The organism is Pseudarthrobacter chlorophenolicus (genome assembly GCF_000962805.1).
In the GTDB taxonomy this organism is placed as follows: Bacteria; Actinomycetota; Actinomycetes; order Actinomycetales; family Micrococcaceae; genus Arthrobacter; species Arthrobacter chlorophenolicus_A.
The window spans coordinates 150,925-175,641 of sequence record NZ_JZTW01000003.1 but is presented as its reverse complement, the minus strand read 5'-3'; the positions used below and the strand labels follow the sequence as shown (position 1 = coordinate 175,641).

24 protein-coding genes and 1 pseudogene are annotated in these 24,717 nt (G+C 66.7%); 11 read left to right on the top strand and 14 right to left on the bottom strand.

Features of this window, described 5'->3' with window-relative positions; all coding sequences use genetic code 11:
• Positions 1–30: 30 nt before the first annotated feature.
• Positions 31–531, top strand: coding sequence for an SRPBCC family protein (locus UC32_RS05480; RefSeq protein WP_045730231.1), 501 nt, complete (start codon positions 31–33; stop codon positions 529–531).
• Between the two features lie 60 nt (positions 532–591).
• Here the strand turns inward: UC32_RS05480 and UC32_RS05475 are convergent, their stop codons facing one another.
• From UC32_RS05475 to UC32_RS05460, 4 genes are read right to left on the bottom strand one after another with little or no spacing between them, the layout of a single operon-like run.
• Positions 592–915, bottom strand: coding sequence for a putative quinol monooxygenase (locus UC32_RS05475; RefSeq protein ID WP_045730230.1), 324 nt, complete (start codon positions 913–915; stop codon positions 592–594).
• A 59-nt stretch (positions 916–974) separates the two neighbouring features.
• Positions 975–2,009 carry an NAD(P)-dependent alcohol dehydrogenase gene (locus UC32_RS05470; RefSeq protein WP_200896322.1) on the bottom strand — a complete coding sequence of 345 codons (1,035 nt, stop codon included), beginning with the start codon at positions 2,007–2,009 and terminating at the stop codon, positions 975–977.
• Positions 2,006–2,827 carry an iron-sulfur cluster assembly protein gene (locus UC32_RS05465; protein ID WP_045730229.1) on the bottom strand — a complete coding sequence of 274 codons (822 nt, stop codon included), beginning with the start codon at positions 2,825–2,827 and terminating at the stop codon, positions 2,006–2,008. Before UC32_RS05465 ends, UC32_RS05470 begins: the two co-directional genes overlap by 4 nt.
• A complete protein-coding gene (locus tag UC32_RS05460) occupies positions 2,824–3,870 on the bottom strand; it encodes an amidohydrolase family protein (RefSeq protein WP_045730228.1) in 1,047 nt (348 codons plus the stop codon). The genes UC32_RS05465 and UC32_RS05460 overlap by 4 nt, the downstream gene beginning before the upstream one ends.
• Positions 3,871–4,034: 164 nt before the next feature.
• On the opposite strand from UC32_RS05460, the gene UC32_RS05455 reads away from it, so the two are divergent.
• Positions 4,035–5,534, top strand: a complete 1,500-nt coding sequence (locus UC32_RS05455) for an AAA-type ATPase lid domain-containing protein (protein WP_235423594.1) — start codon at positions 4,035–4,037, stop codon at positions 5,532–5,534.
• A 6-nt stretch (positions 5,535–5,540) separates the two neighbouring features.
• Here UC32_RS05455 and UC32_RS05450 read toward each other — a convergent pair whose 3' ends face one another.
• The gene (locus UC32_RS05450; protein WP_045730227.1) at positions 5,541–6,311 is read right to left on the bottom strand and encodes a haloacid dehalogenase type II; all 771 of its coding nucleotides are present in this window, start codon (positions 6,309–6,311) and stop codon (positions 5,541–5,543) included.
• 42 nt (positions 6,312–6,353) lie between these two features.
• Between UC32_RS05450 and UC32_RS05445 the strand changes: the two genes are divergently transcribed.
• Complete coding sequence (locus UC32_RS05445; RefSeq protein ID WP_045730226.1) at positions 6,354–6,974, top strand: flavin reductase family protein; 621 nt, start codon at positions 6,354–6,356, stop codon at positions 6,972–6,974.
• A 100-nt stretch (positions 6,975–7,074) separates the two neighbouring features.
• On the opposite strand, the gene UC32_RS05440 is transcribed toward UC32_RS05445, so the two are convergent.
• Positions 7,075–8,454, bottom strand: a complete 1,380-nt coding sequence (locus tag UC32_RS05440) for an SLC13 family permease (RefSeq protein WP_045730225.1) — start codon at positions 8,452–8,454, stop codon at positions 7,075–7,077.
• A 12-nt stretch (positions 8,455–8,466) separates the two neighbouring features.
• Positions 8,467–9,285, bottom strand: a complete 819-nt coding sequence (locus UC32_RS05435) for a maleate cis-trans isomerase family protein (RefSeq protein WP_082071928.1) — start codon at positions 9,283–9,285, stop codon at positions 8,467–8,469.
• Positions 9,286–9,455: 170 nt separating this feature from the next.
• Here UC32_RS05435 and UC32_RS05430 point away from each other — a divergent pair, with 170 nt between their 5' ends.
• Positions 9,456–10,256: an IclR family transcriptional regulator gene (locus UC32_RS05430; RefSeq protein WP_045730224.1), complete on the top strand. Its 801-nt coding sequence runs from the start codon at positions 9,456–9,458 to the stop codon at positions 10,254–10,256.
• 136 nt (positions 10,257–10,392) lie between these two features.
• Here the strand turns inward: UC32_RS05430 and UC32_RS05425 are convergent, their stop codons facing one another.
• The 3 genes from UC32_RS05425 to UC32_RS05415 form a co-directional block, all read right to left on the bottom strand.
• Entirely contained in the window at positions 10,393–11,631 is a 1,239-nt protein-coding gene (locus tag UC32_RS05425) for an MFS transporter (RefSeq protein WP_045730223.1), read from the bottom strand.
• A gap of 206 nt (positions 11,632–11,837) precedes the next feature.
• Positions 11,838–12,620, bottom strand: coding sequence for a GntR family transcriptional regulator (locus UC32_RS05420; protein WP_045730222.1), 783 nt, complete (start codon positions 12,618–12,620; stop codon positions 11,838–11,840).
• 132 nt (positions 12,621–12,752) lie between these two features.
• Positions 12,753–13,328, bottom strand: a complete 576-nt coding sequence (locus UC32_RS05415; RefSeq protein ID WP_045730221.1) for an HNH endonuclease — start codon at positions 13,326–13,328, stop codon at positions 12,753–12,755.
• Between the two features lie 152 nt (positions 13,329–13,480).
• On the opposite strand from UC32_RS05415, the pseudogene UC32_RS20755 reads away from it, so the two are divergent.
• Together UC32_RS20755 and UC32_RS20750 are read left to right on the top strand one after the other, a co-directional pair.
• A pseudogene (locus UC32_RS20755) lies at positions 13,481–13,819 on the top strand (SRPBCC family protein); the annotation flags it as partial.
• Positions 13,820–13,936: 117 nt separating this feature from the next.
• Positions 13,937–14,410 (top strand): nucleoside deaminase, encoded by a 474-nt coding sequence (locus UC32_RS20750; RefSeq protein WP_045730292.1) that lies wholly within the window; start codon positions 13,937–13,939, stop codon positions 14,408–14,410.
• Positions 14,411–14,901: 491 nt separating this feature from the next.
• Here UC32_RS20750 and UC32_RS05395 read toward each other — a convergent pair whose 3' ends face one another.
• From UC32_RS05395 to pdxA, 4 genes are all read right to left on the bottom strand, one after another.
• Positions 14,902–15,204, bottom strand: coding sequence for a YciI-like protein (locus UC32_RS05395; RefSeq protein WP_045730291.1), 303 nt, complete (start codon positions 15,202–15,204; stop codon positions 14,902–14,904).
• 182 nt (positions 15,205–15,386) lie between these two features.
• Positions 15,387–15,890, bottom strand: coding sequence for a hypothetical protein (locus tag UC32_RS05390; protein WP_045730219.1), 504 nt, complete (start codon positions 15,888–15,890; stop codon positions 15,387–15,389).
• 182 nt (positions 15,891–16,072) lie between these two features.
• A complete protein-coding gene (locus UC32_RS05385) occupies positions 16,073–16,846 on the bottom strand; it encodes a DeoR/GlpR family DNA-binding transcription regulator (protein ID WP_045730218.1) in 774 nt (257 codons plus the stop codon).
• A 75-nt stretch (positions 16,847–16,921) separates the two neighbouring features.
• A complete protein-coding gene (gene pdxA, locus UC32_RS05380) occupies positions 16,922–19,300 on the bottom strand; it encodes a 4-hydroxythreonine-4-phosphate dehydrogenase PdxA (RefSeq protein ID WP_045730217.1) in 2,379 nt (792 codons plus the stop codon).
• Between the two features lie 187 nt (positions 19,301–19,487).
• Between pdxA and UC32_RS05375 the strand changes: the two genes are divergently transcribed.
• Genes UC32_RS05375 through UC32_RS05355 form a run of 5 tightly spaced genes read left to right on the top strand, consistent with a single transcriptional unit; the run spans position 19,488 to position 24,712 of the window.
• Positions 19,488–21,062: an ABC transporter substrate-binding protein gene (locus tag UC32_RS05375; RefSeq protein ID WP_045730216.1), complete on the top strand. Its 1,575-nt coding sequence runs from the start codon at positions 19,488–19,490 to the stop codon at positions 21,060–21,062.
• Positions 21,063–21,065: 3 nt separating this feature from the next.
• Complete coding sequence (locus tag UC32_RS05370; protein ID WP_045730215.1) at positions 21,066–22,001, top strand: ABC transporter permease; 936 nt, start codon at positions 21,066–21,068, stop codon at positions 21,999–22,001.
• Positions 21,998–22,939 (top strand): ABC transporter permease, encoded by a 942-nt coding sequence (locus tag UC32_RS05365; RefSeq protein ID WP_045730214.1) that lies wholly within the window; start codon positions 21,998–22,000, stop codon positions 22,937–22,939. The genes UC32_RS05370 and UC32_RS05365 overlap by 4 nt, the downstream gene beginning before the upstream one ends.
• 1 nt (position 22,940) lies before the next feature.
• Positions 22,941–23,882: an ABC transporter ATP-binding protein gene (locus UC32_RS05360; RefSeq protein ID WP_052690525.1), complete on the top strand. Its 942-nt coding sequence runs from the start codon at positions 22,941–22,943 to the stop codon at positions 23,880–23,882.
• On the top strand, positions 23,879–24,712 hold the full coding sequence (locus tag UC32_RS05355) for an ATP-binding cassette domain-containing protein (protein ID WP_052690524.1): 834 nt from the start codon (positions 23,879–23,881) through the stop codon (positions 24,710–24,712). The genes UC32_RS05360 and UC32_RS05355 overlap by 4 nt, the downstream gene beginning before the upstream one ends.
• The last annotated feature ends 5 nt before the right edge of the window (positions 24,713–24,717 follow it).

Sequence of the window (24,717 nt, the reverse complement as noted above, 5' to 3'; positions counted from 1 at the left end):
CAAGAACTGACTCTCAGTAAGGATGGAACCATGAAGCAGAGCAGCATCCGCCAGTACCAGGAGTCCGTTTCGGTCCAGGCATCGGCTGAGGCAGTCTACGACCTGGTCTCGGACATCACCCGGACGGGGGAGTGGAGCCCGGTTTGTAAAGCGTGCTGGTGGGACGATGAGGACAGCGCCGGCCAGCCCGGTGCCTGGTTCACCGGCCGCAATGAGCTGCCGCACCGGACCTGGCAGACGCGGTCGCAGGTGGTGGCCGCCGAGCGCGGCCGCGAGTTCGCCTGGCTGGTGGGCGGCAAGTTCGTGCGCTGGGGCTTCACCCTCGCCCCGGCAGACGGCGGAACGGTCCTGACGGAGTCGTGGGAATTCCTGCCGGAGGGAATTGCCATGTTTAGGGAGAAGTTCGGTGATGCGGCCGACGCCCAGGTAGCCGAGCGCACCGAGCAGGCGCTGGACGGCATTCCGAAAACACTCGCCGCGATCAAGCGGATCGCCGAATCCGCCACTGCACGTGAGGAAGTTCGGTCCTAGGACCGGACTGGTAGGCGGGTGTGCCCCGTCGGCAGCCTGTGCTGCCGACGGGGCGCCGGGTTACTCGCTTCCGACCGCGAGCTCCCCGAGCTTTGACCACCCGTCAACCTTGACGTTAATGATGTCCGGAGTGCGGGCCAGGTACGCCGGCAGCTCAGCGGTCGCCCTCTTGAAGTGCTCCGACTGCACGTGCGCGCCGCCGGCCTCGTCGTCGCGGAACGCCTCGATCAGGACGTAGGTGTTGGGGTCGGCCAGGGAGCGGGCCCACTCGAAGAACAGGCAGCCCTCCTCGGCGTTGATCTTCTCAGTAAAGTCCCGGGAAATCTCCGGCCACGCGTCGGCGTGCTCCGGCTTCACCGGGAATTTTGCGGTAATGAAAATCATCAGTTGTCCTCTATGTAAAAGCTTCGTGCGGGCTCGGGAAAAGCGTTACGGCAGCGGTATCACGGAACCAGGATGGCGCGGCCGCGGACCTTGCCGGCGTCGAGGTCGCTGATCGCCTGCTCGAAATCGTCCAGCTTGTATTTCTGGGTGTGCAGCGTGACCGCCCCGCGGGCAGCCAGTGCCATGAGGTCCTGCAGGTCGTTGTAGGAACCGACAAGGTTGCCGATGATGTTGATCTCGGAGGAGATGATGTCGATGGTGGGCACACAGATGTCCTCGCCATAGCCCACCACGAAGTAGTCGCCGGCCTGCCGGAGCATCGCAATACCCTCCGACGTCGCCCCGCCTTCGCCCACAAAGTCGATCAGCACTTCGGCGCCGTTGCCGCCGGTGAGGGCGCGCACCTGGTCCACCTGCGCGCCGTCGGCCAGGACCCCCACGTCGGCCCCGATCGACTTCGCCAGTTCAAGGGCGGCGGGGTTGCGGTCCACCACGATGATCCGGGCCGGGGTGAGGGCCTTCAGCACCTGGATCCCGATGTGGCCCAGCCCGCCGGCGCCGATCACCACGCAGTTGTCCCGCGGTGTCAGCCGCTTGGCCGCCTTCGCCGCGGCGTGGTAGGCCGTCAGGCCCGCGTCCGCCAGGGCCGCCACGTCCGCAGGTTCCAGTGAATCGTCGATCTTCACCACGGACCGGGCCGAGGTGAGGAGGTACTCTGCGTACCCGCCGTGGGTGTCGATGCCGGGGAACCTGCTGCTCTCACAGTGCACGTCGTCACCCGAGCGGCACGCACGGCACAGGCCGCAGGTGATCAGCGGGTGCAGGATCACCTTGTCGCCCTCCTTGACGTTGGTGACGGCACTGCCCACGGCGTGCACCCACCCGGCGTTCTCATGCCCGATGGTGTAGGGCAGCTGCACTTGCGACTTTTCCGCCCACTGGCCCTCGAGGATGTGCAGGTCCGTCCGGCACACCCCGGCGCCGCCGATCCTGACCACGACGTCCCAGGCCCCGGCCACTTCCGGGATAGGCGCCTCGGTCATCTTCAGGCCTTCGTGGTAGCCGACCACCTGGACGGCTCGCATGGTGTTCATGGGCGGATCTCCTTGACTGTGAACGGAAGCAGGTGGTGGTGATCGGCCGGCTCGGCTCCCTCGGGCCGGTCTGTCTGGTCGGCGCCCGAGCCGGCGTAGCGGGTCCGCAGCAGGCCGCGGCAGAAGTGGGCATTGCCGTCAATCGAAATGCGGGTGGAACGGGCCCGGCGAAGCGCCATCGGCACATTGCCGGGCGGGTAGGGCGTGCCGTTATGGTCCACGAGGACGACGGCGGCAGGTTCCGCCGGCAGCCCAAGCGCCATCCGTCGTCGTACTAAAGCGTCCTTGGACCGGCCCGCCGGCAGGTCACCCAGCCGCACCGTCCCGACGCTTTCCTCCTTCCGCGCGGGATCGGCCCGCAGCAGTTCGGTCAGGCAGCGCTCCATCGCAGCAGTGTGCGCCTTGCGCCGGAACGTCCACCGCAGCTCCTCCAGGCTGTGCTCGGCTTCGTGGCCGAACGTGCCGCGGTACCCGGCGTCAGCTGCGAGGCCGGCGTTGATGAGGTCGGAGTCGTGGTGGTCATCGAGCTCCACTATCACCCTTGCCACCCCGGGCAGTACCGAGATCACGTCCTTGCTGTCGGATGCCATCAGGTAGGCGAAGTTCGGCGAGCAGAATGACGTCGGCAGCCGCAGGTGAACGGTGACCACGGCACCGGCCGGGGAGCCGGTGATTTCGAGGGACCGGACGAAGCCAAGGTCGGTAATGGGCTCATCCAGCTCCGGGTCCAGCACGGCACCCAGCGCCCGGCGCACGTCCTGTGCTGTCACCGCCACGTTGCTGTTTCGGACGGTGCGCTCCGTCAGTGCCGCGGTCATAGCGCGGCCGCCAGGTCCGCCCGTTCCGGCTGCCGCGGCCCTGTCTTGGTTTCGTCCGCGTTGGGGAGCTGGAGCTCCGCGGGCACCGGGATGTCGTACATTTTCGCTGCGTTGAGTCCCAGGATCTTTTTCTTCTGGTTGACGGTGAGCGGGGCGTACTCGGTCATGTCTTCCGGGATCTGGAAGTCAACGAAGCGCTCGATCAGCCAGCGGGGTGACCAGATGGCGTAGTCGCTGGAGAACTGGATCCTGTCCTCGCCGATCCAGTAGATGAGCTCGCCGATGATCTGGGCGAAGTAGCGCGGCCGGGTGTGCATAAAGGGAATGGCGACGGCGAGGCCGCCGTGGACGTTGGGTTCCTGGGTGGCGATCCAGCAGAAGTCTTCCAGCCGCGGCAGGCCGACGTGATCCACCACGAAGTTCAGGTCGTTGAAGTCGGAGGCGGCGTGGTCCACGTCGGCGACGTCGAAGGCGTCCCGGTCCAGCGGGCGGACGGTGGGGCCCTTGTGGATGTGGATGTTCTTGATGCCGAGCTTGCGGCACTCCTCGAAATACCGGTAGGACCAGGGATCGGAGAGTTTGTATCCGCGGGACTCGCCCCGCCATTCTGCGGTGTAGAGCTTGACGCCCTTGAACTGCATCTTTTCGTGGTCGGCGCGGAGCCGGTCCAGGCCGACCTCACCCTCCCTGGGGTCATAACAGTGGTTGTAGGTCAGCTTGTCCGGATGCGCGGCAGCCAGCCCGTAGGCTTCCTCCACCTGCGCGAAGCCGTTCTTGTAGAACTCCCCGAGGTAGGCCGGCTGGAAGATCGCGTGGTCCACGTAGCCGTCCTGGAACAGATCCTTCATGAGGCGTTCGCCGCCCTGGTAGAGGAATTCCTCGTAAGGCCAGTGTTCCTCCTCCGGGCCGAGGTTGCGGTGGTAGTCGTAGAAGCAATCGATGAACTGCCTGCCCTGGATGTTCCGCTGGTTTTCCGGGCGGGCGTCCCACAATGCGACGTGCGCGTCGACGATGAAGTAGTTCTCGCCGTCTTTGCTGTACATATCGTTCTCCTCCCCGCGACTGCCATAGTCGCGACAAGAGATGACGGTATGGCCAAAAGGGACCTGTCAACCTGTGACCGGTGTCTCATTTTGAGACACCGGCGCTTCACCTTTTGCAGCACCGCGCAATAATCTCGAATGACCAAACAAGGAGGGCGGCAACGGTGCCGGATCACAACATTCCCGTCCCGCAGGCACAGGGTGGCGGGCCGGAAGGCATGCTGGCAACTGTCTCGAGGCGCCTTCTTGCCTCATGGCAGCGCAGTGAGGAATACGGTGTCTCGGCCGAGGTCATCGACCCCGTCTGGGCAGGCTCGGTGGCCGGCGACTCACTGTTTTACCAGTGCGGGCAGGAGGTGCTCACCGGCCTGCACCAAACGCTGGCCAACGAACCCCTCAGCCTGATGCTCACCGACGCCGACGGGCTGGTCCTCAACCGCTTCAGCGGCGACACGTCACTGCTGCGGGCACTCGACAAAGTCCATCTGGCCCCCGGTTTTGCCTTTTCCGAGCGGGAAGCGGGAACCAGCGGGCTGGGCATGGCGCTGGCGGACCGGACACCCAGCCTGGTCCGCGCCGAGGAACACTACAGCGCAAGCCTCCGGACCTACACCTGCGCTGCCGTGCCGGTGATCGATCCCCGCAACGGACGCCTCGAGGGCAGCGTGAACATCACCACCTGGTCCAAGTCTTCGCCGGAGTTGCTGCTTGCCCTGGCCCAGTCGGCGGCGAGCAACACCGCTGCCCTCATGCTGGCCAAGTCGGGTGGGCAGAAGCCGAAGGCGGGGCCGAAGGGCGGTGTCTTCCGGGTGCAGCGGGGCCGGATTGAGCCCGGTGCGGGAACACTGCGCGCCATGTCCCCGGCCTGGACGGATGCACTGGACCGGGCGTCCGTGGCCCTCGGGGCAAACAAGGTGGTGGCCGCCGTCGGAGAACCAGGGTCCGGGCGCGCCACGTTGCTGGGGCAGGCCATCCGCCAGGCGCGTCCCGCGAGCCGCATCCTGTGCGCGGCAGCCCCGGAGCCCGAGGACGTGGAGGCATGGCTGTCGCTCTGGACGCCCGAGCTGTCCAAGCCCGATACCGCCGTGATCGTGGAAAACGTTGACCTCCTGCCGGCCTGGGCCGTGCAGGAGTTGAGCGCCCGGGCTGCCGCCGCGGTTCAATTGCCGCCCGCACTGGCCGGCAGCCCACCCGCAATCACCTGGGCCATGACCGCACAGGAACTGGCCGCCGTTCCGCAGCCGCTGGCCGCCAAGGTGGAAACTGTGGTGCCGGTACCAGCCCTGCGGGAACGCCCCGCTGATGTGATGCCCCTGGCACGGTACGCCGCACGCCAGACGCGCATGCGTGACGTGGATTTCACGGCTGCCGCGGAACACGCGCTGACCGGCTATGGGTGGCCAGGCAATGCGGACGAACTTTTCACCATGGTCAATGACGCGGCCTTGCGCACGGAAACCATCGATGTGCGGCATCTGCCCTCCCGGCTGGTGGGACGCGCCCGGCCACATCTGACCCGGATCGAGGCCGTGGAGAGGGACGAAATCGTCCGGTGCCTTTCCCGGCCGGGCATCACCGTGGCCGCGGCCGCCACCGAACTGGGAATGAGCAGGGCCACGATCTACCGCCGGATGGCCCGCCTGGGAATCACCGCGCCGAAGTAGGCACGGTTAGGGCACCTTGGCAAGGAGGGTTCCCGCCCCGAGCAAGTCCGCCAATTCGGTGATGCTCGATGCCACCAGGTCCCAGCCACCTTCCGGGGCCAGGTCCGCCACCTGGCCGGGGCCGTGCTCGGTGGGGCGGGCCACGAAGGCCGTGGCCAGCCCGACGGCCCGGGCAGCATGCAGGTCGCTGTTGTGCGCCGCCGCGAGCATTACCTCCCCGGGCTCCAGGTCCAGGAATTCTGCCGTACGGAGATAGGCCTGAGGTAAGGGCTTGTAGGTGCCCGTCATGTCCGAGCCGATGATCACATCCCACGGCAGGCCGGCGTTCCTGGCCATGTCCAGCAACAGTGAGGTGTTGCCGTTGGACAGCGGTCCCACGATGAAGTGGCGGTGGATCCTCGTCAGGCCCTCTACGCTGTCCGGCCACGCCGGAAGCCGGTGCCAGGATGTGTTCAGCCCGTTCAAGGCTTCGCTGGGCACCTGTTCCGGATTGATGCCGTGCTGGCGGAGGGCCTCATCGAGGTTTTCGCGGTGTAGGGTGTCCAGCTTGGTGAAGCTGCGTTGTCCGGAGCGGATGGCTTCCATGGCCGGCTGGTAGAGGGCCCGCCAGTGGTCGGCGAAGGCCTGCGCGTCAAGGGCAAAGCCCTGCGCGGCGGCGAACGATGCCACCTCCCGCGCAACGCCAGTGCGCCAGTCCACCACGGTGCCGAAGGTGTCGAACAGGACGGCGCGCACGGGGCGCCCGGTGGATGATGGACGGTACGGCTGGAAACTCATGCTGTGTCCTTTCCCGGCTGCTGCGCCGGTTAGTCTGGCAGCATGCGAACTGATTTCAGTCCCACGGCGACGTCCGCCCATGAGTTCTACCGGCTGCTCACCGCGGTGGTGGTGCCCCGACCCATCGCGTGGGTTTCGAGCGTTTCCCCGGAGGGCGTTGACAACGTGGCCCCCCACTCCTTCTTCACGGTAGCCTCCACCAACCCGCCCATCGTGCAGTTCACGTCGGTGGGGGAGAAGGATTCGCTCCGCAACATCACGGCCTCCGGCGAATTTGTGGTCAACCTGGCCCCGGCCGCGCTCCTGGAAGAAGTCAATGCCACCGGCACCAACTTCCCGCCGGACACCAGCGAGTTCGACGCTGCCGGCCTCACCCGGGAGCCGAGCCTCACCGTAGCCGCGCCCCGCGTCAAGGAATCACCGGTGGCACTGGAATGCCGCCTTCACTCCGTGCTGTCGATAGGTGACTCCACCCTGGTGTTCGGCGAAGTGACCCACGCCGCCGTGAGCGATGATGTGCTCGACGGCAGCCACCCCCGGATCGACCTCCTGGAGCCGCTGGCCCGGCTGGGGCTGGATGAGTGGGGCACACTCGGCGACGTCCAAGACTTGACCCGGATCCGGCTGAAGGACTGGCCGGGCCATTTCCGGCCCAAGGAGTAGGGGCGGCCCGCCTCCGGAGCCCGTAGGGGAGCTTGCCGGTAAGGGTAAAGGAAAAGGGACGTCCGGCGAGGACGTCCCTTTCCCATTTTGCCCAAAACTCTTAGCCGATCCCCAGGTGGACGAACAGGAACCAGACGAGGAGCGGCACCACACCGATCATCGCGATGGCCCACAGCAGCAGTGCACGGAAGAACATCCGCTCGTCCTTGGGCTGTGCGCTCGCCATCAGCAGAGCGCCGCTGGTGGACATGGGGCTGACGTCCACCACGGAGGAGCTGATGGCGATGGCCGTCACCACGCCCACCGGGGTGAGCAGCGGGTCCATGGCGATGGGCTCGATCACCGGGCTGATGACACCCAGGGTTCCGGTGGTGGAGGCGAAGGCTGAAACGATGGCCACCACGTAGCTGGCGATCAGCGCCGCCAGGGAGCTGTTGCCCAGGCCGGCGATGCCTTCCTGGAGTTCCTTCAGGGCACCCATCTTCTCCAGCATGCCCACATAGGTGACGATGCCGGTGACCAGGATGATGGCCGACCACGGCATGCTTTCCACCGCCGGCTTCTGCACCCTGGAGTCCAGGACGATCAGCACCGCGGCGATGACCAGCGAGGCAACTCCCACATCGAGCCCCAGCACGGTGGTGAGCACCAGCAGGGAGGCGATGCCCACCAGCGTGAGGATCCGCATGGGGGTTGCGGCCACCTTCTCCGGGCGGGTCCGGGTTCCGGTAGCCACCGAGGCCGGTGCGGTGAGCACGGCCGTGCCGGCGCCGCCGGAACCTGAAACGCCGCCTGCAACGGTTGCGTCAGCGCCGCCGTCGTTCTTAAGGGCACTGTCACCGCCGTCGGCGTGACGCGCGTCTGCCTTCGCTGCCCGGCGCTTCATGATGGCCTGCACCAGGACGTAGGCGATCACGGCCAGGATGGCGTTGAAGATGAAGCAGTACGCGTAGAGCCTGAAGGAACCGTCCGAGGCGCCGGCGCCGTCGAGCATCTTGTTGCCCAGGACGCCGAAGGGGTTGACGGGGGAGAACGCGCCGGCGTTGGCGCCCTGGACGATGACCAGGCCCATGGCCAGGGTGCTGATGCCGAACCGCATTCCCAGCGCCAGGCCCACCGGGGCAACGATGGCGATGGCGGCGGGCGTGAAGGCGCCGGCGGAGGCCAGGGCCGCGGTCAGCAGGAACATCAGGATGGGGACCAGGATCTTCCGGTCGCCGGCGAGCCGTTCAGCCCAGTAGGCCAGCAGGTCTATGGTGCCGTTGATCCGGACGATGGCGAACAGCAGGGTAGCGCCCACCAGGATAAAGAAGAGCCCGGCGGGGAACTGTCCGATGACGTCCTTGACGGACATGCCAGCCAGGAGAGTGCCCACGCCGAACGCGGCGACGGTGGCCAGGAGTCCGGCGTTGATCTTGGTGAAGGACCCGACGGCGAAGGCCGCCACCAGCACCAGGAACGCGATGAGTGAGAGCGACATGGTGCCAACCGCCTACACGTTCGCCGGAGTGAGGACGCCGGCGCCGGACAGCAGGCTGCCCGCGCCGGTGATGGCGGGGGTGTGGCCGAGGGCCTTGAGGATCTCGTAGGTGGTGGCCGTGGCCGCCGTGATGACGGGGAGTCCCAGCTCGTCCTCCACGGCCTGGACAGCGGCGAGTGAGGGCATCTGGACACACGCGGACAGGACGACGGCGTCCGCTCCTTCGCGCTGCAGGCTGCGGGCCAGCGCGGGCAGGTTCTGCGGGTCAAGGCAGCCGACCTCGAGGTTGTCCGCCACTTCGAGGCTGATGGCGTCCAGCACCGTGATGCCCGAGCCCTCGATGTAGTCCACCACCATCTTGGTCAGCGGCTTCATGTAGGGGGTGATCATGGCGACCTTCTGGGCACCGATTTCGTGCAGGGTGCGGACCAGGGCGCCGGCGCTGCTGGTGACCGGGGCGGGGTGTCCGTTGTCTGCGGCTGCGTCCGCGATCACCTTCTCGGAACCCTCGTGGGCTTCGGGGCCCTGGGCCATGACGGCCACCAGGCAGGCGTAGGCGATGACGTCCACATCGGCGTCGGAGACTGCTTCGGCGCACTGGGCTGCCTTGCCCACCATGGCCAGCAGTTCTTCCCGGGTGACCTTCTTCATGCCGGCGCGGGCGGAGTGGAAGGTGTACTTGTGGCCGGTTGCCTCGGCCTGGCGCCGGAACAGCTCCGGCAGCTCGGTCTCCATGGTGGTGTTGGAGCTGGGGACGATCAGTCCCACGCGGCTCATCCCGGGGCGCTTGGGCTCGGGGGCGGTTTCACAGGTGATTGCGGGGGTGCTCATGGATTCTCCACGTCGTTGTGATGGGGATACATTGGGGAAACCCATAAAGTGGGTTCTGATCCCATGATGTGGGTCACTGCTGCGGGATGTCAAATGGATCACACGGTGGCCCGGTGTCCGGCTCACTATGCTGGAGGCTGCTTGCGGAAATGATGGAAAGGGTTTGAGCGGTGGTTAAGGAAGCCGGGGCCGGGGCTTCGCCCCTGTTGGTCCTGCACAAGGTGGCAGAGATCCTGGACTGTTTCTCGGTGGCGGAGCCCGAGCCGACTCTGCAGCAGATCATCCGCAAGACCGGCCTGCCGTCCAGCACGTGCCAGCGCCTGGTCCAGAACATGCTCCGTGAGGGGTTCCTTGACCGCGACGGCGACCGGTACCGGATCGGCATCGGGCTGGTCCGCTGGGCTACTCCGGGAACGTTCGGACTGGACGTGGTGCGGCTGGTGAAGCCGGTCCTACAGCAGTTGCGGGACGAGACCGGCGAAACGGCCTGCCTGTATGTCCGGGACGGGGCCTTCCGCACGATCGTTGCGGTGGCCGAGACGCGGCACGTGGTGATGCGGCCGTTCATGGTGGGCATGGTCATGCCGCTCCACGCAGGCGCTCCCGGCAAGGTCTTCCTGGCGTTCGACCCCGGGGCCTGGGATGCCCTGGACGAGCAGGGTCTTCAGGGCTTTACGCCGGACACGCCGGTGTCAGTTGAGACCCTCAGGGAACAGGCGGCCGTTGCCCGCCGGCAGGGATATTTCGCAGCTTTCGGGGAACGCCACCAGGACGTGGGTTCCATCAGCGCGCCGGTGTTCGACCACGCCGGGCGGCTGGCGTGCGCCGTGGGCCTGGGATTCCCCACCCAGCGGATCGGGCCCGCCGACGTTGAGCGGCTGGGGCCGGTGGTAGCCCGGGCGGGGCTGGAAGCCAGCCGTGCGTTGGGGTACGACAGCAGCCAGGCCGCCGGGATGGACACAGCAGTGTAGGCGTGGCCGCGCGGGGTGGTGGCCGCGGACTTTCTCCGGGCTACGGGACTATTGTCCGCTAAGGCTCTTAAGGCGAGTGCCGGCGTCGTTCTTTCCGTGAAAGTACGACGCCGGCACTGGCCCTAGCAACTCAGCTTCAGTTCGCGTGTTCCTCGGCCGTCCGCGTGGCGGCGATAGCGTGCGGGACCGCCACCAGGGCCAGCACGGCGAGTGCACCTGCCGCTGCGAAGGCATAGAAGCCCCACGGGTAGGCGATGCCTGCGGCCACCAGGCCGCCCGTCACCGCCGGCCCTGCGATGGCGCCGACGCGGCCCACGCCGGCGGCGAAACCGAGGGCAGTGGCGCGCAGCCGGGCCGGGAAGAGCTGGCTGACCCACGCGTACACGAGCACCTGGGCGCTGAACACGAAGACGCCGGTGACGAAGACGAGGGCGTTGAGCAGGATGGCGTTGTCAACCTTGATGCTCAGCAGGGCGAGGCAGGCCGCGGAGAGGCCGAACCAGAGCAGCACGATGGGTTTGGTGCCGTGCTTGTCGGCCAGGATGCCGGCAATGATGAGGCCCGCCACCGCGCCGAGGTTCAGCACCAGGAGCAGCGACAGGCCCGCGCTGACCGGGTACCCCGCGGAGGCCATGAGCTGGGGGAGCCAGGTGTTCAGGCCGTAAACCAGCAGCAGGCCCATGAAGGAGGCGGCGGCGATTGCCGCGGCGACCAGCGGGTAGGGCTTTTTCGCCAAGTCCCGGAATCCGGTCTGCTCCGCATTCGGGGTGGTCTGTGCGTTCTCAGTGGTCTGTTCGGCCGGCAGGGTCTCGGGCAGCTTGAACCACAGGAACGGCGCCAGGGCCAGGCCCGCAATGCCGCCGACCACGAACATGGTGCGCCAGTCCGGGATGACCATGATGGCCAGGAACGCAGTTGCCACCGCACCCACGTGGTAGCCGGTCATGGTGCGGGTAGTGGACTTGCCGGCTGTTCCTGCCGGCGCGTAATCGTTCATGTAGGCGAGGGCAACCGGAAGGCAGGCGCCCAATCCGACGCCGGCCAGGAAGCGGAACACGCCGAACATGGCCACGTTTGGAGCCCATGCCACCGCGAGGGTGAAAAGCGAGAACCAGAGCACGCAGGCAACCATCAGTTTCCTGCGTCCGAAGCGGTCTGACAGCGGCGCAATGAACAGCGCCCCGGCGCCGACGCCTACCAGGGAGATGGTGGCCACCAGGGTCGCCCCAACGGCGTCAAAGCCAAGCTCGCCGGTTTTGATGAGTGTGGGAATGACGGTGCCGAGCACCACCAGGTCAAAACCGTCCAGGACCATGGCCAGCCAGCAGAGCCAAACGGGCCAGCGTGATGCGCGGGAGGAGGGGGAAGTTGTCATGTAATCCTCGTTGATTAGAAAGAAACCGGACCACTGCCGTCGAGATCTGCATCACATGGATGAGTGACGCACGGCATTTGTTCCGCAGACGAGGATACTCGTTTGGTTCACATAACGCACCTTCGTTCGAGATGCGAACACATTTTGAGTTGGCGGTGCATTAGAACGTGGCTGCTGCCTAGGGTCCTACCTGCGCAGAAGTGGTGTTATGACTGGAACTGCTGCATTACCGAGAGGTGCCCAGCCCGTGCCGACACCAGGCACTTGGCCAGGTAGAAGGGCCGGTTGCTGTGCCGGACGTACTGCGTCAGCACCAGGACGGGGTCCGACGGCCGAAGGTCCAGCAGCTTGGCGCGGCTGGGGCCCACCTGGCTGAGGCTGATCTGGCACTCGCCGGGACCTGCGAGCCGGCCCAGCTGGTTGTTCAGCGTGGCGAGCAAGGTCGCCCCGCCGTCGTCCTCTATCTCAAGGTGCGCCGCCGCGCTCCTGTCGAAGCTGACCCGCTCGGCCGTGACGTTTTCCTGCAGGTGGGCGATGGCCTCGCCGTCGCGGATGAGGACTGACTCCCAGAGCCAGCATTCGGTGCCGGGCTCGACGCCGATGCCAGGGGCGACAAATTCGGAGGCGGCCTGGCGGATGGCCTGCGTGCGCTTGACCTCAAGCGTCTGCCCGCGCCCGGCGAGGACGTCCTCGAAGGGCCGGATGCGTTCGATGCCGATGCGGGGGAGGGTGTCCGAGACGAAGCGTCCGACGCCGCGGCGGGCCCGGATCAGGCCGTCCTCCTCGAGGAGCATCAGCGCTTCGCGGACTACCGTGCGGCTGACCTTCATGTCCGCGCCGAGTTCGGTCTCGGTGGGGATCATGGAGCCGGGGGTGAGGAGCCCATTGCGGACGGCCTCGGCAATGCGTGAATACACTGCCACGCGCAGCGGGGAACCGGGCTGGGCGGCCACCGGCTGGGACAGGAACCGGGCGGCGTCCTGGTGCACGTTAGGCCTCGCTCTTGTTGTGGTTGGTCCGAGGATTCCAGCCTACTTCAGCGTCTGATGTGTTTGTTGGACAAGCTGCAATCGCCGGGTTGACCTGGCTCTGCTGAACGGCCAAGGCACCGGACGCCCGGCTTAGGGCAGCGGCTGCCGTTCGCCCACGCGGACGGAGGACGACGGCGGCAGGTACTCCCGCCGTCGTCGTTCCATCCGGCGCTGCTGGCCAGGGGACGGGACCTGGGCACGCTTGGCGCGGTTGCACCTGGCGCAGGCGGCGACAAAGTTCTGCAGACTGGTGGAACCACCCTTGGACCACGGATAAAAGTGATCGCCATGTTCGGCCGGACGGGAACAGCGACGCCCGAACCCGGCTTCAAGTTCGCACAGGCCGCCGGCGCGGGCCATCCCTTCCCGGCGCTGCTCGCTGGTGAAGCGGCGGACCGGGTCGCGGCGCCGGACATCCCGACTGGTGATGACGGCCGCAGCGACAGCCAGGACCGCTGCGGCTGCGCCCGGAAGCACCGCTGCGGAGCCGGCCCGGCCGAGAATGCCCTGAAACACGTCGGCGACGACGGCTATCCCCGCGCCGCCAACTGGCGACCCCTTAGCCATCAATGCCGTCAGCACCGAGAAGGCGAGCCACAGCAGGACCACGGTGTAAGCCCAACGAAGCCCTTGCCGGGTCCAGTAGATACGGCCGAGCTCGGTCATTGTTCCCCCCAATGTTCATCCCCGAAGAGCCCATGGCCCCGGATGTCCAGGGAATCGTATAAGCCGGCCGCCGGTTGCCGCCCCAGCTTTGGATCAGTTTTTCCTGAGCTTTTCGGCCGGAGCCAACACAGCCCGTCTGCAAGGATGGACCCATGACTCCCAGCATCCGCCAGCACCAGGACTCCGTCACCGTCAACGTCCCTGCCGAGACGCTGTACGCCATCGTTTCCGACGTCACCCGGACAGGCGAATGGAGCCCGATCTGCACGTCCTGCTGGTGGGATGACGAGTCCAGCGCCGGGCAAGTGGGTGCCTGGTTCACTGGCCTGAACGAGCTCCCGGAGCGGACCTGGGAAACCCGGTCGCAGGTGGTAGCCGCGGAGCCGGGACGAGAGTTCGCCTGGGTGGTGGGTGGCAAGTACGTCCGCTGGGGCTTCACCCTCACTCCTGCGAGCACCGGAACTGTCCTCACCGAGTCGTGGGAATTCCTGCCCGAGGGGATCGTCATGTTCGGAGAGAAGTACGGCGCCGACGCTGACGCTCAGATAGCGGACCGCACCCGGCAGGCCCTGGACGGCATCCCTAAAACGCTCGCGGCGATCAAGCGGATCGCGGAGTCGGCAGCCGGGGCGCCGGAGCCGGACAGCGCCGACGCCTCTGCATTCGAGGCCGCCTACCAAGCCGCGCAGAAGAGCTTGGCCGAGGGCGGCATTCCCATTGGCGCTGCGATTGCCAGGGGCGGCGAGGTGTTTGCCAGCGGTCACAACGAGCGGGTCCAGAACGGCGATCCAATTGCGCACGGGGAAATGTCGGCTCTCCGCGCGGCCGGCCGGCAGAAGACCTACCGGGACACCACGCTCTACACCACCCTCGCCCCGTGTGCGATGTGCACGGGGACCATCATCCAGTTCAAGATCCCCCGCGTGGTGGTGGGGGAGGCCCGCACGTTCGACGGCGAGCTGGACCTTCTCCGGTCACGCGGGGTCGAGGTGGTGGTCCTGGACGACGAGCGCTGCGTGGACATGATGGCCGCGTTCCAGGACGAGCATCCGGAGCTGTGGGCGGAGGACATCGCCGAGTAGCTGCTCACTTTGTGCTGGGCGGCAGTCAGGTCCTGCTGGCCTACCCGGATTCCCGGCGCAGCACCGCTTCCCCTATGAGTTGTCCTTCTCGCGATGCGTCCAGCCAAACGATGTCACCAGGCAAGACCATGATGGGGTCTTTCATCGAGCTCCATTCCATGGCGATGCGCACGATTGCGCTCCCGGGTGGAAGATCCCATGGCCGGTAAACCGTACCGTCGATGTCTCCTGGCACCAGGAGGCCTGTTGCGATCATGCGCGTCAGCAGCCCAAGGGCCAAGTCCCGAGCGTCTTCGGGACTTCTGCAGTGCGAGCGCAAAAGACAGACGTTGACTACGTCGGACGGTGAGACCCAGTCTTCAACCGCCCTGGCAAGAACGTCTTCAGTAGGCGTCCGCGACTCCGGTGAGGCCGTCATCGTCGGAGGTGCGGCTTCACGTAGGCTCCATCATCATTCTCGGCATAGGCCTGTCAGCATGAGGAGACTCGCCCTACGGCCGGACAGGCGTAGCGGCCTCGTTTCCCACCACTGTCGTCCACGGGCGGACTGTCCACGACGTCACGACGCCGCCGTTGACATAAGGGTCTGCGGCTGCAAAGGCTTTTGCCGCCTCCACCGGGTTCTCTCCTGTGAAAACCAGCAGTCCGCTAAAGGGGCCTTCACCAACGGCCCCACCCAGTAGAAGCTCACCGCGCTCGACTGCCTCCCACGCAGCCTTGAGATGGATAGCCCGATACTTTTCACGGCTCTCCAGGTAGTCATCCGCATAGGTGTATTCGAGTACGGCGTGCATGGGCGTCTCCAAATCGTTCAGGGAAGTCGTTTCGGTCGATAGAAGCAGGGTACCCACTGATATGTACTTTTCAGTCACCGCCCCAAACACTGGCAACGGGGCACCCGTCCCGAACCGCAGCAAAGAACCGCGGGGCCGCATACGGATACCCGAAAGCGGCCCCGCGGTTCTTTGCTGGAAACCTATTTGAGCAGGTCGCAGACGTTGGTGGCTTTGCCCGGTCCGGAGAAGAATCTGACTTCCCCTCCGCTAACGGTCCGGGCGTAATTGACGTTGCCGATAGTGAGGTAAAGACCCTCAGCATGCAGGCCTGGAACATTCGGAACAATCAGCAAGTTCCGTCCCGTGGACACGACTTCTTCAACCCCGTTTTGCGGGGCCTGTATGTGGGTAGCCCCGGTAATCACATAGCTTAGAGTCTTGCCATTGGCTGACAGAGTGATGGTAGTTGCGGGAGCTATCTGGATTTTCCGGCCGTCCTTAAGAACGATCTCTTTGAATTTGCCGGTCAGCGAGGCCGTGACATTAAAGCCCGGGCAGTCGTTTCCAAATATGTCCTCAAGGACGAAGGATTGCGTTGGATTGGGAACGGGCGGTGCGGCGACAGCCGGAACTGCTATTGCGGTGAGCGCAGCGGATGCCGCGAGGGAAATGGGCATGACGATGCGAGTGAGCCAGCTTTTCATTGAAGTACTCCGTCGTAGCTTCGGTGTAAATTCCCCCAGGAAAACGGGACAAGTCCCTGACTGCAAGGACTTGGAGTTTATGTACGGCTTCTACCCGCTATCACGAGTAATCGTTACTCACATTGAGGAATTGGGGGTTACGCGCGTAGCAATCCTAAAGTGGTAGCCCGCACTCCCAAAAGCTACGGAGTTACGGCCGCCACCTCAACCTCAACCCCCGCGTCGCGGAACTTCTGCAGTTGGGCCGGGTCGGCGCCGTCGTCCGTCACCAAAGTCCAGGGCAAGGCCAGCCGCGCCCACGCGTGGAAAGGCCGCAGCCCGAGCTTGGACGAATCCGCCAGAACGTAAACGGACCGCCCGCGCCGGGCCATGAGCTCCTTGAGCCGGGTCTGCGCGTGGTCGGCCTCGCAGATGCCGTCCTCGGCGGTGACGGCGTCGGCACCCAGGAACACCCTGTCGAAGCTCATCCGCTCCAGCGCCGCCTCGGCCAGCGGCCCCACGAAACTCTGCGACACTCCCCGGAGCCGGCCGCCCAGGCAGTCCACCTCGATGCCCTCCGAATCCGCCAACTCCTGCAACGTATTCAGGCCAGGCGTCGTGACGGACAACGGACCGAACCCGCGCAGCTCGTGCGCCAGGGCACCCGCCGTGGAACCGGCGTCGAGCAGGATGTTCTCACCCGGCTGGACCACGGACGCTGCCCAGCGGGCGATCGCGTGCTTCTGCTCGAACGCCTCGCCGGTGCGCTGCCGCAGCGACGCCTCCGGGTGCGCGCCCAGCGCCATCGCCCCGCCATAGGTCCGCGCCAGCCGGCCCTGCGAATTCAGCAGCGCCAAGTCGCGGCGGATGGTGGACGCCGTCACCTCGAACTTGGCCGAGAGCTCCTCCACGGAGGCCAGCCCGGTGGTCACGGCAAGGTGGTAGATCTCCTCGCGCCGCGCGTTTGCGCTGAGCATTCCCGGTCTCCTTCCCGTGGGCATGGCGGTGGCAGTGCTACCCATGCTAGTTCCGGCCCCCATCAAACCAGTGACCTACACGGCCACGGCCGGCCGGGTGGCCATCTCCGACGCCTGGTGCAGCGCCTCCACCATGGACCGGGAATCGGCGATGTTCTTTCCGGCGATATCGAACGCGGTGCCGTGGTCCACGGACGTGCGGATCACCGGCAGGCCCACCGTGATGTTCACGCCGGCTTCGATGCCCAACACCTTCACTGGGCCGTGGCCCTGGTCGTGGTACATGGCCACCACCAGGTCGTAGTCACCGCGGCCGGCCAGGAAGAACAGCGTGTCCGCCGGCAGCGGCCCCACCGCGTTGATCCCGTCCGCCTGCGCAGCCTTCACGCCCGGCTCGATCTTCTCCGCTTCCTCACCCTGCCCGAACAGGCCGTTCTCGCCCGCGTGCGGGTTGATGGCGCACACGCCGATCTTCGGGTTGGGGATGCCCGCCCGCACCAGCGCCTCATGGCCGCGCCGGATGGTCCGCTCCACCAGGTCCGGGTTGATCTTCCGGATAGCATCCATCAGCCCGATGTGCGTGGTCACGTGGATCACCCGGATCTTCGGCGTGGACAGCATCATGGACACCTCCTCCGTGCCCGTCAGCGACGCCAGCAGCTCGGTGTGCCCGGGGAAGATGTGCCCCGCGGCGTGCAGCGCCTCCTTGTTCAGCGGCGCGGTGCAGATGGCCTGCACCTTCCCGGCCATAGCCAGCTCGCTGGCCACCCGGATGTATTCGTACGCGGCGTGCCCGGCCACGGGGGAGAGCTGCCCCCATGCCAGGTCCTCCGGCAGCAGGTTCAGGTCGATCACGTTCACCCGGCCCGGCGTGAACACGGCGTCCTCCACGTCCTCGACCGACTGGATGTCCACCTCGACGCCCAGGGTCTCCGCCGCCTGCCGCAGGCGCAGCGCATCGCCCACCACCACGGGACGGCACTCGGCCAGGATGCCCGCATCCAGCACCGCCGGGACGATCACCTCCGGGCCGATGCCGGCGCCGTCGCCCATGGTCACGGCCACGTAGGGGAGTGGTTGGTTCTTGGTTGCTGAGTCAGTCATTGTTGCTCCAGATTCTTCGGAAGTCTTGCGGGGAAGGGGGTTGGCGGGAGCCGGCGCGGACCGGTGCTCCCGGATTTCGTCATACAGCTGCAGAAGGGCCAGGTCATCGCCGAAGCTGCCGGGCTTGGTGCCCACCAGCGTCCCGTCGTCGGCGCGGCTCAGCACGGCCCCGTGCTGCACCGCCGCGAGCGGCACCAGGCTGGAGCGGCCGACGGCGTCCAGGACTTCCCGGGCCGTCTCACCGCCGGTAAGGATCAGGTCAGTGGTTGCCGCCTTCGCAGCCCGGGCAGCGAACGCGGACAGCGCCCGCACGATGCGTGCAGAGCCAGACGGGTCCACTTTTGCGGCGGCCAGTGTGATGGCTACGCGGTGCCCTGCCCTCAAATCTGCTGAAACCTGGGCCAGTTGGGGAGCGTAGGCATCTTTGGCACCTGCATACAGCGGGTGCAGCCGGACCACCCGGAAGCCTTCGGCTTCGAGCCGGGCCAGCTGCTTTTGGGCCGTGCCGGATGCGGAGCCGACGACGGCGAGCACCGGCCGTTCGGCTTCCTGCGGTTCGGCGGTGGTTGCGTCCGCCGCTGCCACACTGTGCGCATTCCGCGCAGAATGCGCACCCAGCCGTTCAGCCAGCACGTCAGCCGCTCCGCCGGTTCCCACCAGCACGATGCGGCGCCCGCCGGCGGTGAAGCCGAGCTCCAGCAGGGCATCCACCACCTGCTCCAGGTCATGGACCGTTTCGCCATCAGCGACCACCAGCGCGGGCCGGCCGTCCAGCATCCCGGCCAGGCGGGACGGCACTCTGCTTGACCGCACCGCCTCCAGGTCCAGGGACTGCACCGATTCCGGTTCTTCCGGGCGGAGCAGCGACGGTACATCGGCAGGCGGGGCCGAAACCTCAGCCTGCCACAGGTCCGTCTCCGCCAGGGGAGAGCCGGCAACAAAAGGACGGCCGGCGCGCACTGTGCGCTGCAGCTGGGGGAGTGCCCCCGCAACCACAACGTGGTAGCCGAGGCCCGCCAGTGCGGCAGTCTCGGCGCTGATGTTGCCGCGCCACAGGGAGTCCATCTTCTTGAACAGCACCTGCGCGGCCGATGCCTCGGGGCCGGAGAAGGCGTCCTTCACCAGCGCTTCGGCTTCACTGGGGGACAGCCCGCGGGAATGCGTATCGGCAACCACCGCATCGGTGACGGTGTCCGCGGCGGACGTGCCGCCGTCGTGCGTTCCCGTTGATGTACCCGCGGCAAGGCCGGAACCCAGGAGGACCCGGGCGGTGAGGCCGTGGTGGACAAAGCAGTAGCCAACCTCGGCGGCGCCGGAGAAATCGTCGGCCTGCACAAATACGGAAGCCACGCTGCTCCTCTCGGTTTCGGTAGTCGGCTGGACCCGCTGAAGTGCGGGAAGCTTTCCATCATCATGGCACGATTGCGCGAATCGCGCTAGAGGGGTTGCGCGCTTTGCGCAAAGGTGGCAAAGTGATGGACACAACATTCGGCGCCGCCCCTCCGCCCGCCGTCCCCAACCTACCGAGAGGTCAACGATGACCGTTCTTCCTCAAGGAAGTGAGATTTCCCGCCGCCGCCTGCTGCAGTTCGGCGCGGCCGCCGGGTTCTTGCTGGGCACCGGCAGCCTGGCCGGCTGCGCAGGCCCCACCGGCCTCCCGGGCCCCAGCACCCTGACCCTGGCCCTCAACCGCTCGCTGGTCAGCCTGGACAACAAGCTCAACCAGTTCGACGCCGCCGTCACCGTGCAGCGCTCCGTCCGCCAGGGCCTCACCGCCATCGGCCCCGAAACCAAGCCCGTGCTGGTCCTGGCCGAGCGCTTCGAAATGACCGGCCCCACCGAGTGGACCGTCAAGCTCCGCGACGACATCCGCTACTCGGACAACAGCCCCGTCACCGTGGAGGACGTCTCCACCGCCCTGAAGATGTACCAGCAGGTCCAGGGCTCCTTCGTGGCCGGCTTCTTCCCCGAATTCCCCCAGGTGGTCCCGGTGGACGACCGCACGTTCAAGATGGTGTCCAAGAAGTCCATCCCCATCCTGGACAGCCTCATGAGCATGATCCTGATTACCCCGGCCGCGCAGAACAAGCCGGAGGAACTCCAGGAAGGCCTGGGCACCGGGCCCTACGTGGTCACCAAGTTCAACCGCGGCGCCGGCACCTACAGCCTGGAACGCAACGAAAACTACTGGGGACCGGCGCCGGAGATCGAGAACGTGGAAGTTCGGTTCCTCCCCGAGGAATCCAGCCGCGTCATCGCCCTGCGCAGCGGCGAGGTGGACATCATCGACTCCATCACCCCGGACTCCCGCGAACAGCTGGCCGGCCTCCCCGGCGTCCAGCTGGCCGAAGCGTCCAGCCTCCGGCTCAACCAGATCTTCTACAACTTCCGCAAGCCCGCCGGCCACCCCCTGGCTGACGTCCGCGTCCGCGAAGCCCTCAGCTGGGCCATCGACGGCGAATCCCTGGTCAAGGACGTGCTGGTGGACTCCGTCAGCGCGGCCGAGGGCGTCACCCCCGGCAGCCTCACCGGCTACCACAAGACCGGCACCTACACCTACGATCCGGAGAAGGCCAAGGCCCGGCTCGCCGAGCTCGCCGTCAAGGACCTCACCCTGAAGATCATCTGGGAAACCGGCGAATTCGCCTCAGACACCTCCGTGATGGAAGCCCTGGTGGAAATGTTCGGCAAGATCGGCGTCAAGGCCGAGCTGCAGCAGTTCGAACCCGGCGGCAACATCCTCGCCTGGCGCCAGGGCAAGCAGGGCGACTGGGACCTCCTGGGCAACGGCTACCCCAGCCCCACCGGCCTGGCCATCACCATGCTCCAGGGCATGTACACCGGCACCCCCGAAAAGGAAGCCACCCGCGACACCTACCAGGGCTACGTCATCCCCGAGGTCACCGCCAAGATCCAAGCCGCCTCCGCCGAAGCGGACCCGGCCCGCAGGACCGAACTGCTCAACGAAGCCCAGCAGGCAGTCTGGGACACCTGGCCCTGCGCCTGGGCCTTCGTCCCCAAGTCCGTCCTCGCCCACCGGGAGCGGGTCTCCGGGATCAATCTGGCCCCCACCAACTCCTACCCCCTCGTTGATGTCCGGCTGGAGGCCTAAGCCATGACGAACTACATCCTCAAACGCCTGGGACAGGGCCTGCTCACCGTGTTCCTCACGGTGTCCACCGTGTTCATCCTCATCCGCATGGCCCCGGGCGACCCCGCCGTTTCCTACGCCGGCCCCCTGGCCACCAGCGACCAGCTGGCCGCCGTCCGCGAACAGTTCGGCCTGGACAAGCCCCTGCTGGAGCAGTACTGGATCTTCATCCAGCAGCTCATCACCGGCAACCTTGGCCAGTCCTACTCGTTCCAGGCACCCGCCATGCAGGTGGTCTTCGAACGCATGCCGTACACCCTCACCCTGGCCACGTCCGCGATCCTGCTGACCGCCGTCGTCGCCATCCCGCTGGGTGTGTGGATGTCCCGCCGCCCGGACACCGGCCGCGAGTTCGGCGTCAACGTGCTCACCATCGCCGGGCAGTCCATGCCGGACTTCTGGACCGGCATCATGCTGCTCACCGGCTTCGCCGTGCTGGTGCCCATCTTCCCCGCCTCCGGCTTCGCCACCTGGGGAGGGCTGGTCCTGCCCACCGTCACCATCGCCATCCTTCAAATCGCCCTGATCTCCCGCATGGTCCGCCGCGAAATGACCGCCAACTTCGCCGCCCCGTACCTCACGGTGGCCCGTTCCCGCGGCGTCCGCAGCTCCCTGCTCACCTGGCGCTACGCCATGGGCAACTCCGCCATCCCCGTCTTCACCGCCCTGGGCACCCGCTTCGCCGCGATGCTCAACGGCGTGGTTGTCGTCGAAGTGGTGTTCGCCTGGCCCGGCGTGGGCTCCCTGATTGTCCGGGCCCTCGAGACCCGCGACTACCCGCTCATCCAGGCCACGGTCCTCATCACCGCACTCCTGGCGGTGGGCGTCCAGCTGCTCATCGACCTCGCCTACCCGCTCCTTGATCCCCGCGTTCGTCTTGGAAAGGCGGCCACAGCATGAGCATCGATACGGCAACCCCCTCCGCCGGCAACTCTGGTGCCGCTTCACCGCAAGCCAAGCAGCCCAGCCCCAGCGCCGTCACCAAGGAGGACATCGCCAAGGCAGGCGCCACCCGTCGTCGTAAATCCGCCCAGTGGAAACTGGTGGTGGGCACCATCTGCACCCTGCTGGTGATCATCCCCATCATCCTGGCCAACGTGCTCCCGCTGCCGGACGCCAACTTCCAGGACCTCGCCGCCCGGCGCCTGCCGCCGCTGACGGACGGGCACCTGTTCGGCACCGACCAGCTGGGCCGCGACCTCCTCTCCCGCGTGCTCCACGGCGGCCAGGTCTCGCTGACCATCGGCGTGCTGGCGGTGCTGGTTTCCGGCGCCATCGGCGTGATCCTCGGCTCCGCCGCCGGCTACTTCGGCGGCTGGGTGGACACCATCATCTCCCGCATCCTCGAAGCCCAGATGTCCCTGCCGCTGCTCATGATGCTGCTCCTGGTGGTGGCCCTCTTCGGCCCGTCCATCCCCGTGATCACGTTCGTGATCGCCATAGCCCAATGGCCCGAAGTTGCCCGCCTCACCCGCTCCATGGTGCTGGTGGAACGCGAAAAGCCGTACGTCTCCGCCGCCCGGATCCTGGGCCTGCACCGCCTCCAGATCCTGATCCAGCACATCATCCCCAACGTCATCAAGCAGGCAACCCTGGTGGTCCTGCTCCTGCTGGCCCAGGCCGTGCTGCTCGAATCCGCGCTGTCCTTCCTGGGCGCCGGCCCGCAGCGGCCCTTCGCCACCTGGGGCCGCATCATCTCCGACGGCCAGGACTACATCACCACCTCCTGGTGGATGGTCACCCTGCCCGGCCTGGTGATCGTGCTCATGGTGGTGGGCGTCAACCTGCTGGGCGACGGCCTCCGCGACCGTCCCCGCCGCAAGAAGAAGGGTGCCTGACATGACTGCCTCACCTGAGACCCAGCCCGCTTCCCCAAATTCCCCCAAGTCCGCCGAGCAGCCGCTCCTGGAGGTCCGCGACTTCCAGGTGGAACTCATCGCGGACACCGCCATCATCCGCGCCGTGGACGCCGTCAGCTTCACAATCCACCGCGGGGAAACGGTCACCATCATCGGCGAGTCCGGCTCCGGAAAATCCACGACGGCGATGGGCATCCTCCGCCTGCTGCCCGAGGACCTTGCGGTGCTGTCCGGCACCGTGGTGATTGACGGCGTCGACATCTCCGCAGATCCCAAGGCCATCGACAAGGTGCGCGGCAAAACCCTGGCCCTCATCCCGCAGGACCCCATGACGGCGCTGAGCCCGGTCCACTCGATCGGCAGCCAGCTGTTCGAAGCCATCAAGATCGCCGGCGCCGCGTCCGGCAAGGACAAGGCGGCGCTGCAGGCCCGGGCCGTGCGGCTGCTGGAGCAGGTGCACATTCCCACGCCGGAGCTGCAGCTGAAGAAGTACCCGCACCAGCTTTCCGGCGGCATGCTGCAGCGCGTGCTGATCGCCATCGCCCTGGCGTCCGAGCCGCAGCTGCTGGTGGCGGACGAGCCAACCTCGGCCCTGGACGTCACCGTGCAGGGCGGCATCCTGGACCTGCTGCTGGAACTGCAGGAGCAGCGCGGCATCGGCATCCTGATGATCACGCACGACCTCGGCGTGGCAAGGCTCATCTCGGACCGCATCCACGTCATGAAGGACGGCGCCTTCGTGGAGTCCGGCGAGGTCCAGCAGATCGTGGACCACCCCGCCACCGAATACACGCAGACCCTGCTGGCCGCCGTGCCCGTGCTGGGGCCGTGGGACGAAACCCCCACCGCCAGCGGCCGCCGCGCAGCCGGGCCCTCAACCACCCCTGACCCAGCCCTCACCGAGACCGGAGCAAAGCCATGACCAAGCCGTTCCTCGCCGTCGACAACCTGGTGGTGGACTACCACGTCCCCGGTGGCACGTTCCGGGCCGTGGACAACGTCTCCTTCTCCGTGGACAAAGGCAAGACGATCGCCGTCGTAGGTGAATCCGGCTGCGGCAAGTCCACGGTGGCCAAGGCCCTCATGCGGCTGGTGACTCCCACCAGCGGCAGCATCACCCTGGATGGCACGGACATCGCCGCCCTGAGTGAGGCCAAGCTCCGGCCCATGCGCTCCAAGTTCCAGATGGTGTTCCAGGACCCCTACGGCTCGCTGGATCCGCACATGACCGCGCAGGAGATCGTGGCCGAGCCGCTGAAGCTGCAGGGCATCCGCTCCAAGGCGGAACGGCATGCGGCGGCAGCGAAGCTGATCGACCAGGTGGGCCTGCCCGTCCGTTCCCTGGACAAGCACCCGGGGGAGTTCTCCGGCGGCCAGCGTCAGCGCATCGGCATTGCCCGGGCGCTCGCCTCCAAACCCGAACTGCTGGTCTGCGACGAGGCCACCAGCGCGCTGGACGTCTCCGTGCAGGCACAGGTGCTGCGGCTGCTGAAGTCCATCCAGGACGAAACCGGCATCACCTATGTGTTCATCTCGCACAACCTTGGCGTGGTGCAGGAGATCAGCGATACCGTCATGGTGATGCAGCGCGGCAAGCTCGTGGAACACGGCACCACCGCGTCCGTCCTGACCGCCCCCAAGGAGGATTACACCCGCAAGCTCCGCCGCGCGGCCCTGGACCCCTCCACCATGACCGGCCTGAAGCCGCGGCACATTGTCCGCTCGCTGGCGCTGGCCAACCAGTCCAACTGACCTCT

Excerpts from the sequence above, each read along its gene's own strand:
- UC32_RS05480 (WP_045730231.1), top strand. The coding sequence starts at position 31 with ATGAAGCAGAGCAGCATCCGCCAGTACCAGGAGTCCGTTTCGGTCCAG.
- UC32_RS05475 (WP_045730230.1), bottom strand. The coding sequence starts at position 915 with ATGATTTTCATTACCGCAAAATTCCCGGTGAAGCCGGAGCACGCCGAC.
- UC32_RS05470 (WP_200896322.1), bottom strand. The coding sequence starts at position 2,009 with ATGAACACCATGCGAGCCGTCCAGGTGGTCGGCTACCACGAAGGCCTG.
- UC32_RS05465 (WP_045730229.1), bottom strand. The coding sequence starts at position 2,827 with ATGACCGCGGCACTGACGGAGCGCACCGTCCGAAACAGCAACGTGGCG.
- UC32_RS05460 (WP_045730228.1), bottom strand. The coding sequence starts at position 3,870 with ATGTACAGCAAAGACGGCGAGAACTACTTCATCGTCGACGCGCACGTC.
- UC32_RS05450 (WP_045730227.1), bottom strand. The coding sequence starts at position 6,311 with ATGAGTTTCCAGCCGTACCGTCCATCATCCACCGGGCGCCCCGTGCGC.
- UC32_RS05445 (WP_045730226.1), top strand. The coding sequence starts at position 6,354 with ATGCGAACTGATTTCAGTCCCACGGCGACGTCCGCCCATGAGTTCTAC.
- UC32_RS05440 (WP_045730225.1), bottom strand. The coding sequence starts at position 8,454 with ATGTCGCTCTCACTCATCGCGTTCCTGGTGCTGGTGGCGGCCTTCGCC.
- UC32_RS05435 (WP_082071928.1), bottom strand. The coding sequence starts at position 9,285 with ATGAGCACCCCCGCAATCACCTGTGAAACCGCCCCCGAGCCCAAGCGC.
- UC32_RS05425 (WP_045730223.1), bottom strand. The coding sequence starts at position 11,631 with ATGACAACTTCCCCCTCCTCCCGCGCATCACGCTGGCCCGTTTGGCTC.
- UC32_RS05415 (WP_045730221.1), bottom strand. The coding sequence starts at position 13,328 with ATGACCGAGCTCGGCCGTATCTACTGGACCCGGCAAGGGCTTCGTTGG.
- UC32_RS05395 (WP_045730291.1), bottom strand. The coding sequence starts at position 15,204 with ATGCACGCCGTACTCGAATACACCTATGCGGATGACTACCTGGAGAGC.
- UC32_RS05390 (WP_045730219.1), bottom strand. The coding sequence starts at position 15,890 with ATGAAAAGCTGGCTCACTCGCATCGTCATGCCCATTTCCCTCGCGGCA.
- UC32_RS05385 (WP_045730218.1), bottom strand. The coding sequence starts at position 16,846 with ATGCTCAGCGCAAACGCGCGGCGCGAGGAGATCTACCACCTTGCCGTG.
- UC32_RS05375 (WP_045730216.1), top strand. The coding sequence starts at position 19,488 with ATGACCGTTCTTCCTCAAGGAAGTGAGATTTCCCGCCGCCGCCTGCTG.
- UC32_RS05370 (WP_045730215.1), top strand. The coding sequence starts at position 21,066 with ATGACGAACTACATCCTCAAACGCCTGGGACAGGGCCTGCTCACCGTG.
- UC32_RS05365 (WP_045730214.1), top strand. The coding sequence starts at position 21,998 with ATGAGCATCGATACGGCAACCCCCTCCGCCGGCAACTCTGGTGCCGCT.
- UC32_RS05360 (WP_052690525.1), top strand. The coding sequence starts at position 22,941 with ATGACTGCCTCACCTGAGACCCAGCCCGCTTCCCCAAATTCCCCCAAG.
- UC32_RS05355 (WP_052690524.1), top strand. The coding sequence starts at position 23,879 with ATGACCAAGCCGTTCCTCGCCGTCGACAACCTGGTGGTGGACTACCAC.